The organism is Pseudomonas sp. 43A (assembly GCF_013363935.1).
In the GTDB taxonomy this organism is placed as follows: Bacteria; Pseudomonadota; Gammaproteobacteria; order Pseudomonadales; family Pseudomonadaceae; genus Aquipseudomonas; species Aquipseudomonas crudilactis.
In genome coordinates this window covers 3,909,671-3,925,703 of sequence record NZ_CP054880.1, presented here as the reverse complement: position 1 = coordinate 3,925,703, position 16,033 = coordinate 3,909,671, and the positions used below count along the sequence as shown (strand labels likewise).

The window sequence follows — 16,033 nt, the reverse complement described above, 5'->3', positions numbered from 1 at the left end:
GGTCGCGAATGTTCCTGCAATCCAGCCAGCACGTCGACAGCTATTACGCCCACAGTTGCGCCGATATTCTGTGTGATCGGCCGGCGCTGGAAGGCGAACATGACGCCGACGTGGTGATCATCGGCGCCGGTTTCAGTGGTCTGCACACGGCGCTGCGTCTGGCCTTGGCGGGCAAACGTGTGATCGTGCTGGAGGCCAGTCGCGTGGCGTGGGCGGCCTCGGGGCGTAATGGCGGGCAAGCGATTCTCGGCTGGTCGTGTGATATGCCACCGCTGGAAGCTGCGCTGGGTCAGGAGCGGGCGAAACGCTTGTGGGACGGTATGCGTTGGGCTGCTGGGGAATTGCGTGAATTACCGGATCGTCACGGCTTCGATATCGATTATCGCCCCGGGCACCTGTGGACATCGGTGATGCCACGGCGGGTCAGCCTGCTCAGCGAATGGCAACACGAAGCCAGCCACAAGTGGGGCCACGATGCGTTGCAGTTCATTCCTTGTGAACAACTGCCGGATTGGGTGGCCACCGACCGCTATCAGGCTGGGCTTTACGACCCCGAGGGTGCACACCTCAATCCTTTGAAACTGGCCTTGGGCCTGGCGGCCGCCATCGAGCGGGCCGGCGGGCGTATCCACGAGCAAAGCAAAGCGTTGAGTTATCAGGAGCAGGGTGACGGCTTCCGGGTCAACACCGAGCGCGGTTCAGTGCGCGCCGATGTGCTGGTGCTGGCATGCAACGCTTATCTCGATGAACTCGACCCGCAGCTGTCCAGCTGCATTCTGCCGGTGGGCACTTACCAGGTGGCCACTGCACCGCTGACGCCTGAGCAGGCCACGGCGCTGTTGCCGCGCAATGTCTGCGTGACCGACAACCAGTTCGTCCTCGACTACTTTCGGCGCACACCGGATAACCGTTTGTTGTTTGGCGGCGGCTGCACGTATCTCGGTGGCATGCCCAAGGACATCGCGGCGGCGACCCGGCCGTTTCTCGAACGGGTATTCCCGCAGCTCAAGGGCGTCGGCATCGAGTTTGCCTGGGGCGGACATATCGATCTGACCATGAAGCGCACGCCTGATGTTGGAGGCGAGGGCAATCGTTATTGGCTGCAAGGCTATTCGGGGCACGGTGTGTTGCCGACACTGGCCGCCGCGCGCGCGGTGTCCGATGCGATTCTCGGCGATCGCGATGAATTGGCGTTGTACCAGGGCCTGAACAATGGCCGATTTCCCGGTGGCAAGCATTTCGCGGCACCACTGGAAGCCATCGGCAAGGCCTGGTATCGACTGCGTGACAGCATTTGATGAGACTTTTTTCGGAATCGCGTCCATGAACAAGCAAGAAGAAATCGCCGCGCTGGCGATCCTCATCCATGACCTGCGCAAGCACAAGAAGTGGACCCTCAAGGAACTGGCCGACAAGATCGGCCGTTCGGTGGGTTTCCTGTCGCAGGTCGAGCGCGGTCTGTCGCGGCCGACGGTGGCGGACCTGACCGCGATCAGCGAAACCTTCGGCGTGCCGACCACCTATTTCTACAGTTTGCCCAAGCCCAAAGAGCTGCCGTGGGTGACGCGGCCGGATGAGCGCCGCACGCTGTATTACGCCAACGGCATCACCGACATTCTGGTGTCGCCGCAGATCCGCGCCTCGTTCTCGATGCTCGAAAGTCATCTCGAAGCAGGCGCGAGCAGCGGCGATCGCCATCTGACCGACAGCTCGGAGCAGGGCGGTTACGTCCTCGAAGGCGAGCTGACCTTATGGCTGGGCGACGACGAAGAACCGACCACGTTGAAGGCCGGCGACAGCTTTCAATTCGACAGCCATACCCGCTGCCGATACGGCAACCTCTCCGAGCAGCTGACCCGCGTGCTCTGGGTCTACACCTGATCACAACAAAGGATGAACACGATGGACGCTGTCTGCGCTGACCTGCTCGCCGAAGTGCGTGCCTTTCGCCAACGCTACCCCGAGGTGCGTTATGTCGACCTGATTTGCCTGGACATTCCCGGGCACTTTTATGGCAAGCGTTATCCAATCGACATGCTCGAAAAAGTCGCCGGCGGCAGCGTACTGAAGCTGCCGCAGAATTGCGTATTGCTGGGCGTGCAGGGTGGCTTGTTCCCTATCGGCGATTACTGCTTCAACGACGGCGACCCGGATGCCGTGCGCCGTCTCGTGCCGGGCACGTTGAAACCGGTCACCTGGGAGGCGCAGCCGCTGGGGCAGATGCTGATCACCTCGGACGGCACTGAAAAACCGATCGAGTTCGAACCGCGTGAAGTCCTCGCGCAGGTGCTTAAGCGCCTGGCACGCAAAGGCATTCACCCGGTGGTGGCGTTCGAGCTGGAGTTTTATCTGTTCGACAAAAAGCTGCGCGACGGTCTGCCGCAATTCCCCCGCGACGACCTGACCGACGATGCCGATGATCAACCGAACCTGCACATCGAGCGCCTCTCACGCTTCGCGCCGGTGCTGGATGAAATGGTCGAAGCCACGCGGGCGCAGGGCATCGACGCCACCGTGATCACCGCTGAACTCGGCCCCGGCCAGTTTGAAATCAACTTCGGCCATCTCGACGACGGCTTGCGTGCGGCGGATTGGGCCGCGTTGTTCTGCCGCAGCACGCGCGGCGTTGCGCTTAAACACGGCTACCGCGCCAGCTTCATGGCCAAGCCGTACTTGCAGCATCCGGGCAGTGGCATGCATGTGCATGTCAGCCTCTACGATTCGGCGGGCAATAATCTGCTGGCCGCGAATGAGCAGCAGCCGCTACGGCATGCAGTCGCCGGGTGCCTGGAATTGCTGCCGCACAGCATGCCGATCTTCGCGCCGAACCAGAACTCGATGCGCCGCTTGGGCGGTACGGTGAACACCGCGACCAAGGCCAGTTGGGGTTTTGAGGATCGTGATGCGTGTTTGCGGATTCCGGAGTCGGACGTGAAGAATCTTCGGGTTGAATATCGCTTGGCCGGGGCGGATGCCAATCCGTATCTGGTGTTGGCGGCGATTCTGGTGGGGCTGGAGCATGGGCTGGAATCGGGCAAGGAGCCCATTGCGCCGCTGAATGAAGATCGCAGCAGCGGGATTGATTTTCCCAAGGAGATGTTCGAGGCCGTGCGCGCGATGCAGCATCAGCCGCAGTTGCGCGAGGGGCTGGGTGCTGAGTTTGTCGATGTGTATTGCGAGAATAAACGCCAGGATCATTTGGCGTTTATGCAGGAGATTGGGGCGCGGGAGTATCGGTGGTATTTGTGACCCGATGCTTATCCAGAGCGCGGCTTGAATGGCCGCTTTTGCGCGCATTGCACGCCTGCTGGCGTGGAAATCGAAGGTCACTCAATGATGCGTGATCGAAAACCGGGCGTATCTCCACAGTCGTTGCGCAGAGACGCAAGGAAAGTGATGTCGAGTAACAAAACGGCCCATTGAAAGGAATCATGTATGACCACCCCATCACCTGCTCAAACCCTGAGTGCATTGCCCGATCTTGATTACTATCACAGCAGAACGGTGCTGCTGCCTGTTGAAATCACCACTGTTGATGCCTGGAACTTCATGCGGGCCAAGCCGGGACTGTGCATGCGGCTGGCGTTTCGAACGAGGGATGCAATTTCTTCGTTATTCGGTGTGGAGCGCATCGGTGGGTTCTCCGGTGCCCGGCGAGAAACCGTACAGGCTGGCGAAAAGCTGGATTTTTTTCTGGTGGAGCATAGCGCCCCCGACCTGCTCATTCTGAGCGTGAGAGACCGGCACCTGGATGTCATGATTTGTCTTTCGATAGCAGATCGTGTGTTCACAATCACATCGTCTGTCGTAACGCATAACGTCTTTGGGCGCCTCTACATGTTGCCGGTTGGGGTGGTCCATAAGCTACTGGTCAATAGGGACCTCGAGCGTCTGAAACGCGAGACAGGCGCCGCCGAAACGTGATTGTCGACGCCAGCGTCGGGAGGGGCCGCTATCGACCAGTCTCCACCTAGCGATTGCAGCTTTTCTAGCTACGCTTGCCAGCAAGAGATTGGTGCAAGCACGCCGACTCCTTAATTGTCTGGCAAGGGAGCCAACAACCATGGATAGCACTCGCGGCGTTTACCCATCAGCTACCGTTCTGGTAGTCGACGATACCCCCGATAACCTGATGCTGATCGCCGAGTTGCTCAAGGACAAATATCGGGTCAAGGCCGCCAACAGCGGCGAAAAAGCCCTGCGCCTTCTTCAGGCCGACCCGCTTCCCGATCTGATCCTGCTGGACATCATGATGCCGGGCCTGTCCGGTTATGACGTTGCCGAACAGCTCAAGCTTGACGCTCGCATTCGCCATATTCCGATCATTTTCCTGACCTCGATGACCGCTACGGAGGACGAGATTCGCGGCTTGAGCCTGGGCGCTGCGGATTACATCACCAAGCCGATCATCCCGCCGGTGCTCATGGCCAGGGTCGAGACTCAGATCAAGCTCAAGGCCGTTGCCGATTTCCTGCGCAATCAGAACGATTTTCTGGAGCAGGAAGTGCAGCGGCGTACCCGCGAGGTGATCGCCATCCAGGATGTCACGATCCACGCCATGGCTTCGCTGGCCGAAACCCGTGACAACGAAACCGGCAACCACATTCGCCGCACCCAGCACTACATCAAGCGCCTGGCTGAACTGTTGCGCAATCACCCGCGCTTCCGGGACTTTCTCGACGAGGACACGATCAAGCTGCTCTTCAAATCGGCGCCGCTGCACGATATCGGCAAGATTGGCATTCCTGATCGCATCCTGCTCAAACCGGGACGTCTCACCGCCGAAGAGTTCGAGATCATGAAGACCCACACCACCTTGGGGCGCGACGCCATCCAGCACGCCGAGGATCAATTAGGTATAAACGTCGACTTCCTTCATTTGGCCAAGGAAATTGCCTACGGCCATCAGGAAAAGTGGGATGGCAGTGGCTATCCACAGGGCGTGGCCACCGATGACATCCCGATCAGCGCCCGATTGATGGCCGTGGCGGATGTCTACGACGCGCTTATCAGTCGCCGCGTGTACAAGCCCGGCATGCCCCACGAGCAGGCGGTGAAGATCATCCGCGAAGGCCGCGGCTCGCATTTTGATCCGGACATCTGTGACGCGTTTCTGGCCAATGCCGAGCAGTTCCGCGAAATTGCCGAGCGCTTCGCCGACAGCGACCAGGACATGGCCAGGCAGTTAGCCCTGCTTGAGCAGATTGCCGACCGTCCCTGAGCCCCGCGTATCAGTTAGCACATCCAGTTGAAAGAGGCCGTTTATGAACAGACTGTTCGAGATGCTCGAGCGCCTGTCCCTGCGCAGTAAATTGATCATCGGCTTCGCTGCGCTGCTGATATTGATCCTGATATTGGGCGTGCAAAGCCTGCGCACCCAGTATTCGCTCAAAAATGAAATGCAGCAGTTGTACCAACAGGATCTGGTGGGTATCCAGCATGTGCAGGAAGTCCGGGTGCAGTTGCCGCATCTGTTGCTCGCCATGCAACGTGCAATCGCTACCAACAACGCCGACATCCGCATCAGCGCCAGAGCCCAGATGGATGTCGCCCAGGCGCGACTCCATCAAGCGCTGGAGCAGGTTCGTCCAACACTGCGCCGACAGAGCAGCATCAGCAGCCTGCTGGAATTCGAACGGGTATTACAGCGTCTGCAAAAAGATGGCGATGAAGCGTTGGAGTTCGCCGGCAAGGGTTCCTTGGGCCAGGCCTTGATGTTGCTCAACAGCAAGGATTTTCTTGCGCTGGAGCAGGGCGGTGACGGGCTGCTCTCCCAGATCGAGAAAAACAAGGAAACCGACATCCACGATACAGCGAAGAACCTGGCTGAGTACGCAGAGCGTAGCACTACGATCACGTACATCTTGCTGCTGGGTGGTTCGACGCTGGCCTTGCTGTTGACCTGGCTGGTCAGTTATTCCATTCGCGTGCCGCTGAACCGCGTACGCGTTGCCGTGGATGAATTGGCGTCGGGCAAGCTGGACGGCCAGATCCCGCACACCGACCTGCGCAACGAAACCGGCGATCTGGCGCGCGCCATTGCCACGCTGCAGGTGGAGGCTTGTCAACTTGAACGCCAGCGTTGGGTAAAAGCTCACGCCTCGCTCCTGCAAGTCGATCTGCAACAGGCCGAGACGCCGCAACAATTGGCCCAGGCTTTTTTCAGCCGCATCGCGCCCCGTTTGGGCATGTGCCAGGGGGCGCTTTACGTGCTCTATGAAGGCGCGTCGCGCCTGCAATTAGTCGGCGGTTATGCGGTGGACAGTGAGCACCCGTTGCCCACCGAGCTTGAACTCGGTGAGGGATTGCTTGGCCAGTGTGCACTGGATCGCCAGCCCCGCCAGCTTGAGGATCTGCCCGAATCGTTCTGGCATGTGCGCGCGCAGTTGGGCGCAGTTGCCGCCAGCCATCTGCTGGTGCAGCCGGTGCTGCGTGGCGAGCGCCTGCTCGGGGTTGTGGAAATGGCAGGCTTTCGCTCACTGGAGGAGAACGAGGTGCTGCTGTTGCAAGAAGTCCTGCCCAGGCTGGCCGGTGCGATGGCCATTATGGAACGCAGCGAGGCAGCGCAGGCGCTGCTGCAGGAAACTCGGCGCCAGGCTGACGAAATGGGCGCGCAAACCTTGCAACTGGAACACCAGGCCAGAGAGCTGGAGGCCCAGCAGGCAGCTCTGCGCGCCACCGAGGCCTGGTATCGCGGCATCATCGAGGCAGCACCGGACGGCATGCTGGTGCTGGGGGCCGACGGTCGCATCCTGATGACCAACCCGCAAATGGACACCTTGTTTGGCTACGCCCCCGGCGAGCTGATCGGCGCCAGCATCGAGCGTCTGGTACCGCAGGCTGCCCGCGAGCGCCATGTCAAGTTACGCGACGGCTTCATTGCCAGCGGCGGAACCCGGCAGATGGGCGGCGATCTTGACGATCTGAGCGGGGTACGCAAAGACGGCAGTCTGTTCTCTGTGGAAATCGGCCTTTCTCATCTACCGCGTCTGGAGGGTCGTGGTGTCTGCGTGTGTGCCTCGGTGCGCGACGTGAGTGATCGCCGCGCAATGGAAGCCCGGCTGCGAACCGCCAGCGATCGCCTGAACCTGGCACAAGAGGCCGGTGACATCGGGCTGTTCGACGTCGATCTGGTCAGCGGCACAAATTATTGGACGCCCCAGCTCGAAACCCTGTTCGGACTTGAGCCTGGCGGATTCGGTGGCACGTTGGCGCACTGGAAGGCGCTGATGCATCCCGAGGACGTGGCACGGGTCAGTAGCGCGTTCGAGAGCGCCATCCAGAGTGGCAATGACCGCGTCGAGTTCGACTTCCGGATCGTCCGCAAGAACGATGGACGGGTGCGCACGCTCCGGTCGCTGAACCGCTTCTCACGCACGCCTGACGGCAAACCATTGCGCGCAACCGGCATCAACATCGACGTCACCGCACTGGCAGAGGCAAGGGCCGCGGCCGAAGAAGCCACGCAGGCCAAGAGCGAGTTCCTCGCCAACATGAGCCATGAAATCCGTACGCCGATGAACGCCATCATCGGTATGAGCCACCTGGCACTGCGTACTGAACTGGACAAACGCCAGCGCAACTACATTGAAAAGGTCCACCGCTCGGCGGAGAACCTGCTGGGGATCATCAACGACATCCTCGACTTCTCCAAGATCGAGGCCGGCAGGATGAACCTCGAAGAGGTGCCGTTCCGCCTTGAAGACGTACTCGACAGCTTCGCTGCCATGATTGGCCTGAAGACCGAGGACAAGGGCCTCGAGTTGTTGTTCCAGATCCCGCCCGGCCTGCCCACGGCACTGCTGGGCGATCCCTTGCGGCTGGGGCAGGTGCTGATCAACCTCGGCAACAACGCGGCCAAGTTCACCGAGCACGGCGAGATCGTGGTCGGTCTGGAAGAAGTGGAGGCGCACACGGACAGCGTGGAGCTGCATTTCTGGGTGCGCGACACGGGCATCGGCATGACCGTCGAGCAGTGTTCACGCCTGTTCCAGTCGTTCAGTCAGGCGGACACTTCAATCACCCGCAAATATGGTGGCACCGGTTTGGGATTATCTATTTCCAAGAAACTGGTGGAGCTGATGGCCGGCCGAATCTGGGTCGAGAGCGAGCCGGGAGTCGGCTCCACGTTCCACTTCCAGGTACAACTCGGCGTACAGCAAAATGTTCTGCCGCGTCGTATGTTCAAGGCTGGCGAACTGTTGGGCATGCGCGTGCTTGTCGTGGATGACAACACCAGTGCCCGTGAAATTCTCTCGGGCATGGCACGCAGCTTTGGCCTGGAAGTGGATGTCGCGCAGAGCGGAAGTCTGGCGCTGCGCATGTTGGCCGACGCCGAGCACAAGGTCCTGCCTTACGATCTGGTCTTGATGGACTGGCGGATGCCCGGCATGGATGGCATGGAAACCGTGAGCAGAATGCATTCCGCCAGCCTGAGTCGCACGCCATCGGTCATCATGGTGACGGCTTTTGGCCGCGAAGAAGCCCGCGAAGAAGCCGAACGCCAAGGCATCCAGTTGCCGGTGGTACTGACCAAACCCGTCACGCCGTCATCGTTGCTCGAAGCCATCGGTGTCGTGCTGGGCAGAGACACGCACAGCGACACTCGGGCTGGCGAACGCTCCCAACACAATGCCAGTACCGTCGCCAGTCTCAATGGCGCGCGGCTGCTTCTGGTCGAAGATAACGAGCTGAATCAGGAACTGGCCAGCGAGCTGCTGGAGAGCGTCGGAATACGCTTGCGACTCGCCACGCACGGCCAGGAGGCCTTGGATATCCTCAGCGAGGATGGCGACTTCGATGGCGTGCTGATGGATTGCCAGATGCCGGTGATGGATGGCTACACGGCCACCCGCCACATTCGCCAGCAATCGCGCTTCAGCAGTCTTCCGGTGATCGCCATGACCGCCAACGCCATGGACGGTGACCGCGAGCGCGCGCTCGAATGCGGCATGAACGACCATATTTCCAAGCCACTCAACGTCGAAACGATGTTCGCCACATTGGCAAAATGGATCAAGCCAAGAGCCGCTCAATCACCGCTGAACGCAGGTTTCGCCGATGGCTTGCCAGATCGTCCCGAGGGCATTGATTTGGCGGCGGGCCTTGCCACTTGCATGGGGCGGCGGGATCTCTATTTACGTCTGCTCTGCAAGTTTCGCGATACTCAGACAGACTTTGCCGAGCAATTCCAGGCCGCACAAATCGATCCGGACCCTGCTGCCGCTGGACGGCTGGCGCACAGTTTGCGAGGCAGCGCCGGCAGCATCGGCGCCAAGGCCGTGGCGCAGGCTTGCGCTTTGTTAGAACAGGCCTGCCAGAACGGCGAGCCGGCTACGGTAGTGCAAGCGCTAGCGACGCAGGTCGAGCAGTGCTTGCGCCCGACCCTGGCGGCTCTGGCCGACCTTAAGGCAGACACAACGACCTCCACGGATGATGAGCTGCTGGACGAATCGGCAATCAGCGAGCAACTGAACAGGCTTGTTGTTCTTTTGGACGAAGGTGATACGGCGGCTTTGGACGTGCTGGCGGCACTGCGCAACAGGCCACTCGATCGAGCGTTGGCAGACCGTCTGACACTCGTCGCGGCGCAAGTGGAACTGTTCGACTTTGACCGCGCCTTGCAGCTTCTTCAGGATAAATGAACCGGGTGAGCAGGTAGGCCGCTCACCTTTAACGGCAGCTGGTTGGGGCCGGCATGCTGCTCTTTGTTGCATGGCGAAAAAAAGCTGAAGCCTAAGCGAAAGAAAACTCTGCTTCAGTCTATTGCTGCCAGCCAGTAGCGGACATTCGTGATGGGCAATTCCCGGTCGGAAGCAGATTCTTCAACCTAAGACTAACTTGCCTATCCCCTGCACGGTCACGTAGTAATATCGGCACTTCACTCGTGACATTGGTACGGAAATGCCAGCAGAAATAATGCAAAAGGATGGGCTGAAGCTGACCATCACGCCGTGTAGCAGCCGGATTGGCTGTATCGTCGTTCGACTCGCGGGCACTGATCTACACGCGGAAATTACAACGGAATGGACCTCCTCTGCAGATCACCTGCCTCGACTCGACGGATTCTTCGCGTCGGTTGGGCAGCTTGAGGAAGGGGTTTCTAAAGAGTGGCTTTCTGAGAGCGAGGATTTTGCACTTTCGGCCTGTTTAGATCCTCATTTCCCGGGTTTGGTGTTCTTGCGTGTCTACTTGGGTTCAACGTCAGATGACGACTGTGATTGGCAAATAAATGGGTCTTTGTTGGTCCTCCCCAGCCAGGTTGAGCGCTTTGCAAAAGACTTGTCCGCAATTTGACGGCGCAGTCGGAGTCAAGTCTTTGAACCGAAAATCTGCAACCTGGCGTGTTGATCGCAAGCTTTTTTTTAGCGAGCTTTCGGCCAGAAGCAGACCCTCACCTTGAAACGAGTAGAAGCAAGAAGATTCGGAGTAGGAAAATGCAATGTACCTGCAACGCTAAGGGCGACCTGGTAGAGATTGGTCAGAGGTACACGGCGTTTGTCGCAGGAATGCGCTGCCTTGCAACGGCGGACTGGGTCAAACTATTGCAATGCCCCGGGTGTGGGCAGCTTTGGCGAACCGATGAGTGGGATAAATATCAAACGCTGTACGCGCGCAAACTGGACTCGCCCGAGGGCTGGGAATCAGCTGATATGGAATCCTTGATCAAGCTACGCATCGTCGAGAATCATGGCGGTCTGGATACGTCTGATTGTCTGACGAAGGACTGCAAGCAACATGTACTCAAGGGACGAGCCTATTGCGTTGACCATTTTTATGAAACCGGAGCGAGAGGTTGAACCGTTGAAACTGGTCAGAAGAGCGGGATTAAAGGACAGATCACGTTTTTCTGAATGTGGGCTGTCCCTGAAATCTCCCCCAGCCACTCAACCGTTCAACGACATCGGTTTTTCCCCACCCGGAGGCAAGCCAAACAGCCTCCGCACGCCGTTAAGAAACGCCCCATAGGGTCGCCCCAGAACCAGCATCATCACCGCTGCACCCAGCGTGCCGCGCACCAGACCTTCTCCCGATGCGCCACTGAAGGCAATGATCGCCGCATAGATCGGCACCTGAAAGCTGACCAGGGCAATACTGTCCCATATCAATCTCGACACCCGACCCTGACCGGCGCGCGTCATCAGCCAATCGCGCCAGAGACCGTAAGGTCGCGCGACGGGAATCATCAGCGCCGCGCCCAGCAGGCGCGCCTGCAGAACCTGATCCCAGGTCATGCCGGCAATCAAACGTTCATTGATGATGCCGGTGGTGGTGAAAAACAGGATCAGCGCCGTCGTGTCTGCAATAAATGCAGTCCGACGTGTTGGCTGTTGCAGGCGGTGCTGCACTTCATTTCTCCTGACAGTTATAGGCCAGTGCTTCATCGTGCTGTGACAGTCACAGCACCGCGAGGTGCAGAGGTTTGGCAAAGTTTCGCCGTCTGAAAATAATCTGAACCGCTGTCGGACCTGCTCGCCTAATGATTAGCTTGTGGTCAATCGCACAGGCGCTGTGTCAATAACGGCACACTCCGAGAGGTGGTCAACGTGGCTAAAGACGAAAAGAAAAGCAAAGACAAAGGTGACGCTTCGAAAGCCAGCAAGGATTTGAAAGACAAAAAGTCATCACCTGCGAAGAAATCAGCAGCGGCTTCGGCGCTTTCGAAGTCCTCCGACAAGGACAAGAAAGACAAGAAAAAAGACGCCGAGCCCAAGAAGTCTGCCAAGAAAGCCGATAGCAAGCCTGAGAAGGCCAAGGATTCAAAGAAGGCTGATAAGCCGGCTAAAAAGAAAAAGTGATCTTGAAGACAATAAAAAACCCGGCATTCGAACCGGGTTTTTTATTGCCTGCTATTTGGAGATCAGAGCGCCGCTTTGACCTGCAAACCAAACACCAACGCATTGTCGATGTCCTGCCCGGAAAACGCGCCCGGCTCGATGATGTACTGCACATTCGGGCGCAGGGTCAGCCAAGGCGTGGCCTGATATCCGTAGCCGAGCTCGATCAATTGCTCGGCGCTGTCCAGGTTCGGGAACGCCGTGCCGTTGTTCAATGCGGCGTCCTGCAGCACGTCACGGCTGCGCGGGTTGGGCACGGCGCGTCCGTAACCCAGGGCGACGGTGTCACGCGGGCGACCTTCGAACGGTTTGTACAAAACCACGCCGGTGCCGTACCACTTGCTGAAAGGCGAAGCTGCTTCGCTGGCCGCCGAGTATTGGCCGAAGGCATGCAGGCTGCGGCCTTCGGAAGTTGGCGAGTTCCAGACCGCCTGATCGATCAGCAGGTAATGACCGCCACGGCCGGAGACTTCGTCGTCGCTGCCGATGCGCTTTACGTCGGAGCTGTCGTAGTAGTAGCCGAGCTTGTATTCGCCGGGCAGGGTACCTGCGTGTTTGTACACCAACTCAATCGGCACCACGGTGCCAGTGGTGTGTTTCGGGCCAAGATGCCAGGCGCGACTGGAGTTGCCGTTGCTTTCCGGGTCGACGTTGAACGCGGCCACGCGCAGTTGCCACGAGGACGACAGATCGTATTTCACCCGCACGCCGAGGCGCGCGTTGGGGTAGTTGGTCCAGCCGCTGCCGCCTGACATGTTCAGCGGATGGCCGCAGAAACCGGCGTTCATGAAGTTGCACAGAATGCCGCTGTCGAGGCCGCCGAGGTCATTACCCATGGCCATGTAACCGAGCTTCACGTTGAGCGCCGGGGTAAACAGGCTGCGCTCGTAACTCAGTTCGGTCAGGCGCGTGTAGAGGCCACCGTAGTTTTCCTGGATCGGCAGACGGTTGCCGACCAGATCTTCCGAAGCGCTGTTGCCGCGACGGTCGTTGATGGTCAGATGGACCTTGCCGGCATTGTCGACGCCGTACAGTTTGCTCAGGTCGAACTGCACGCCGAGTTTGATGTTCTGCGAGTAGCGCGCCGAGCGGTGCAGGCCGCCGTCGGCGTTGTAGGCCATTTCACCGCTGTAATCGCCGGTGAACTTGATGCCTTGTTCATCCATCTGGTGACGCAAGCCACCCCAGTCACCGCTGAGGGTGCTGCGGGTCAACAGATCGGAATCGTTGTCGGCCAGCGCGGGGAGGGTAGTGGTGCACGCGACGCCCAGCAACAGGCCTTTGAACAGGTCGGAACGGGAAAAACCAACAGCCGATAGCATGTAAATCTTCCTGCAGAAAACTTGAGCAATAGGGGGAAAGCAGCGCGGCACCCGAAGGTGCCGCGCTTTACGTGAACAGCGTGGTTTACGGCAAGGCGTAAGCCATCACGTAGTCGCCGCGATCGGTCGACTGACGCGCACCACCGGCGGTGATAACGATGTACTGCTTGCCGGTTTTCGGCGAAACATAGGTCATCGGGCCGCCCTGGCTGCCGACAGGCAGACGTGCTTTCCAGACTTCTTCACCGTTGCCGCTGTTGAAGGCGCGCAGGTAGAAGTCCTGGGTGCCGGCGATAAAGATCAAACCACCTTGGGTCGACAGGGTGCCGCCGAGGGTTGGCAGACCGATCTTGATCGGCAGGTGCATGCGGATGCCCAGTGGACCGGTGTCTTCAACAGTACCAACCGGAACCTGCCAAGCGATTTTCTGGGTCTTCATGTCGATCGCGGTCAGCGTGCCGAACGGTGGTGCCTGGCACGGGATGCCGGCCACCGACAGGAAGCGGTTTTTGTTCACGGCGTACGGCGTGCCTTTCAGCGGTACGGCGCCCATGCCGGTGTTCAGCGCTTCGCCACCGCCAGCGGCTTGACCCTTGTTCTGCGACGGAATCATCTGAATCCACAGACCCAGGCGCATGTCGTTGACGAAGATGAAACCGTGCACCGGATCAGTGGAGATGCTGCCCCAGTTCATGCCACCCAGCGAACCCGGGAAGCTCAGGGATTTATCGGTACCCGGCGCGGTGTACAAGCCGTCGTAGCGCATGCCTTTGAAGTCGATGCGGCAGAGCAGCTGATCGTACGGAGTAGCGCCCCACATGTCCGATTCAGTCAGGTGCTGAGCACCGATTTCTGGCATACCCACCGATTTCGGCTGAGTCGGGGAGTACGGTTCGTTCGGGATGTTCGCCGCTTTCACCGGGACTTCTTTCACGTCGGTCAGCGGTTTGCCGGTGGCGCGATCAAGCACGTAGATCTGCCCGGCCTTGGTGCCGATGACCAGCGCCGGAATGCTTTTGCCGTCCTTGGTGAAGTCGATCAGGCTCGGCTGCATTGGCAGGTCGAAGTCCCAGAGATCGTTGTGCACGGTCTGGAACACCCAGCGCTCGTCACCGCTGGTGGCGTCCAGCGCGAGGATCGAAGCACCGTAGGTGTGATCGAGTTTGCTGCGCTCGACACCATAGATGTCGGTGGACGAACTGCCCATCGGCAGGAATACGGTATTGGTGGCCGGGTCATAGGACATCGGCGCCCAGCTGTTCGGCGTGCTGCGCACATAAGTGCTGCCGTCGGCCGGTGCGTTTTTGTCCTGCGGGTTGCCCGGGTCGAACGCCCAACGCATGGCGCCAGTCATCACATCGAAACCACGGATCACGCCGCCGGGCATGTCGGTTTGCACGTTGTCAGCCACGCGACCGCCAACCACCACGGTGGTGCCGGCCATCAGCGGCGCGGAGGACAACTGGTAGTAGCTGTCCGGGACATTACCCAGACCAGCCTTCAGATCTACCTGACCGTTGTTGCCGAAACCTTGACAGAACTCGCCGGTGTCAGCATCGACCGCGATCAAACGAGCATCGATGGTGTTGGTCAGCAGACGACGCTGGCAATTGGCGGCCGGTGCTGGTTTGGCTTCGATGATTTTCGAATTGGCCGGCTGAGCGATGGCGGCGGTGGCGTCGAAATAGGCCATGCCACGGCAGCGCTGCCAGACTTTCGATTGAGCGTTGATCGCGTTCTTCCACAGCTCTTTGCCGGTGTCGGCATCCAGCGCAATCAGGTTGTTGTGCGGAGTGCAGATGAACACCTTGTTGCCAACCTGCAGCGGGGTCAGCTGGTCTTCGGCGCCGTTGCCATCGCTCTCGGCGACGTCACCGGTGTGGTAAGTCCACGCGACTTTCAACTTGTCGACGTTGGCGCGATTGATCTGGTCCAGCGCGGCGAAGCGGCTGCCACCTTCGGTATTGCCGTAGTGGGCCCAGTCCTTTTGCGCTTTGTCCGGCTCGACCGGAGTCAGGCCCGGACCAGTGCCGGTTGCCGCAACGGTCGGGTGAGCGACGAACATATTGCCGGCCGCCACAGCCACGCCGACCGCCAGCACCGCAGCCACGGCGTAAGCGCCGCGACCCGCAACTTCACCGTTGGCACGCTTGAGCAGCGGATAGACCAGCGCCACGACCAGGCCGATCACACTGAACATGAACAGGCGCGAGAACACCGGCCAGAACACCAGCCCGGCATCGCTCACCGCCCAGATCGCGGTGCCCACCAGGAACGCGGCGAACAGCCACGCACCGGCCAGCTTGAAGCGCGCGATCAGCAGACCGGAAACGGCCATGACCAAGCCACCCACCAGGAAGTACCACGAGCCTCCCAGGCTGACCAACTTCACGCCGCCCGCAGCCAGCGCCAAGCCGAGCAGGGCGATGACGACGCCCAGCCCGACCAGAATGAATTTTGATATGCCCGAGAGGCGTTGACTCTGCTTCACGTTGAGTGTCCCGTTGAAATGAGGCGCGCATTATATAGTTAGGTAACTACCTAGTTAAATCACAAATTTCAACGTGAAGCGTAGTTCGTTGCTGAATCACGTGCCTGACGGGGGGCGTTTTAACCTCGGGACCGAATTTATTCCAACTGCCCGAAGCGAGATGCTTTTTTTCGACAGGAATATTGGTATTTTTGACAGGTCTAAGCCTGAGCTACTCAGAAGTGGCAAGAATCGAAGAGCCTGCAAGCATTCTTTGTAGAATTAGCGCATCCAACGGGCATTTATATTGCGACGATTGAGGGGCAGATCTTCAGGTATGGTGACCATGTGATCACCCTAATGAGGCTCATGTAATGGGATGTAGGCGGGGCACGCGTGTGCAA

The 16,033-nt window shown here is 59.3% G+C and carries 10 protein-coding genes; 7 read left to right on the top strand and 3 right to left on the bottom strand.

The genetic code is table 11. The features are described 5' to 3' along the window. Positions 1-8 precede the first annotated feature (8 nt). From HUW52_RS17205 to HUW52_RS17180, 6 genes are all read left to right on the top strand, one after another. Positions 9-1,298: an FAD-binding oxidoreductase gene (locus HUW52_RS17205; protein ID WP_175554360.1), complete on the top strand. Its 1,290-nt coding sequence runs from the start codon at positions 9-11 to the stop codon at positions 1,296-1,298. A 25-nt stretch (positions 1,299-1,323) separates the two neighbouring features. Then, entirely contained in the window at positions 1,324-1,881 is a 558-nt protein-coding gene (locus HUW52_RS17200) for a helix-turn-helix domain-containing protein (protein WP_016986616.1), read from the top strand. Positions 1,882-1,902: 21 nt separating this feature from the next. Beyond that, entirely contained in the window at positions 1,903-3,249 is a 1,347-nt protein-coding gene (locus HUW52_RS17195) for a glutamine synthetase family protein (protein WP_175554359.1), read from the top strand. A 186-nt stretch (positions 3,250-3,435) separates the two neighbouring features. Further along, positions 3,436-3,924: a DUF2867 domain-containing protein gene (locus HUW52_RS17190; RefSeq protein WP_175554358.1), complete on the top strand. Its 489-nt coding sequence runs from the start codon at positions 3,436-3,438 to the stop codon at positions 3,922-3,924. Between the two features lie 139 nt (positions 3,925-4,063). After that, positions 4,064-5,221 (top strand): two-component system response regulator, encoded by a 1,158-nt coding sequence (locus HUW52_RS17185; RefSeq protein ID WP_175554357.1) that lies wholly within the window; start codon positions 4,064-4,066, stop codon positions 5,219-5,221. A 43-nt stretch (positions 5,222-5,264) separates the two neighbouring features. Further along, positions 5,265-9,644 (top strand): response regulator, encoded by a 4,380-nt coding sequence (locus HUW52_RS17180; protein ID WP_175554356.1) that lies wholly within the window; start codon positions 5,265-5,267, stop codon positions 9,642-9,644. 1,242 nt (positions 9,645-10,886) lie between these two features. Here HUW52_RS17180 and alaE read toward each other — a convergent pair. Continuing rightward, positions 10,887-11,348 (bottom strand): L-alanine exporter AlaE, encoded by a 462-nt coding sequence (gene alaE, locus HUW52_RS17175; RefSeq protein ID WP_175554355.1) that lies wholly within the window; start codon positions 11,346-11,348, stop codon positions 10,887-10,889. 198 nt (positions 11,349-11,546) lie between these two features. Here alaE and HUW52_RS17170 point away from each other — a divergent pair, with 198 nt between their 5' ends. Further along, positions 11,547-11,798: a hypothetical protein gene (locus tag HUW52_RS17170; protein ID WP_123594637.1), complete on the top strand. Its 252-nt coding sequence runs from the start codon at positions 11,547-11,549 to the stop codon at positions 11,796-11,798. A gap of 62 nt (positions 11,799-11,860) precedes the next feature. Here HUW52_RS17170 and HUW52_RS17165 read toward each other — a convergent pair whose 3' ends face one another. Beyond that, positions 11,861-13,159 (bottom strand): carbohydrate porin, encoded by a 1,299-nt coding sequence (locus HUW52_RS17165; RefSeq protein ID WP_175554354.1) that lies wholly within the window; start codon positions 13,157-13,159, stop codon positions 11,861-11,863. An 85-nt stretch (positions 13,160-13,244) separates the two neighbouring features. After that, complete coding sequence (locus HUW52_RS17160; protein ID WP_175554353.1) at positions 13,245-15,650, bottom strand: glucose/quinate/shikimate family membrane-bound PQQ-dependent dehydrogenase; 2,406 nt, start codon at positions 15,648-15,650, stop codon at positions 13,245-13,247. Between the last annotated feature and the right edge of the window lie 383 nt (positions 15,651-16,033).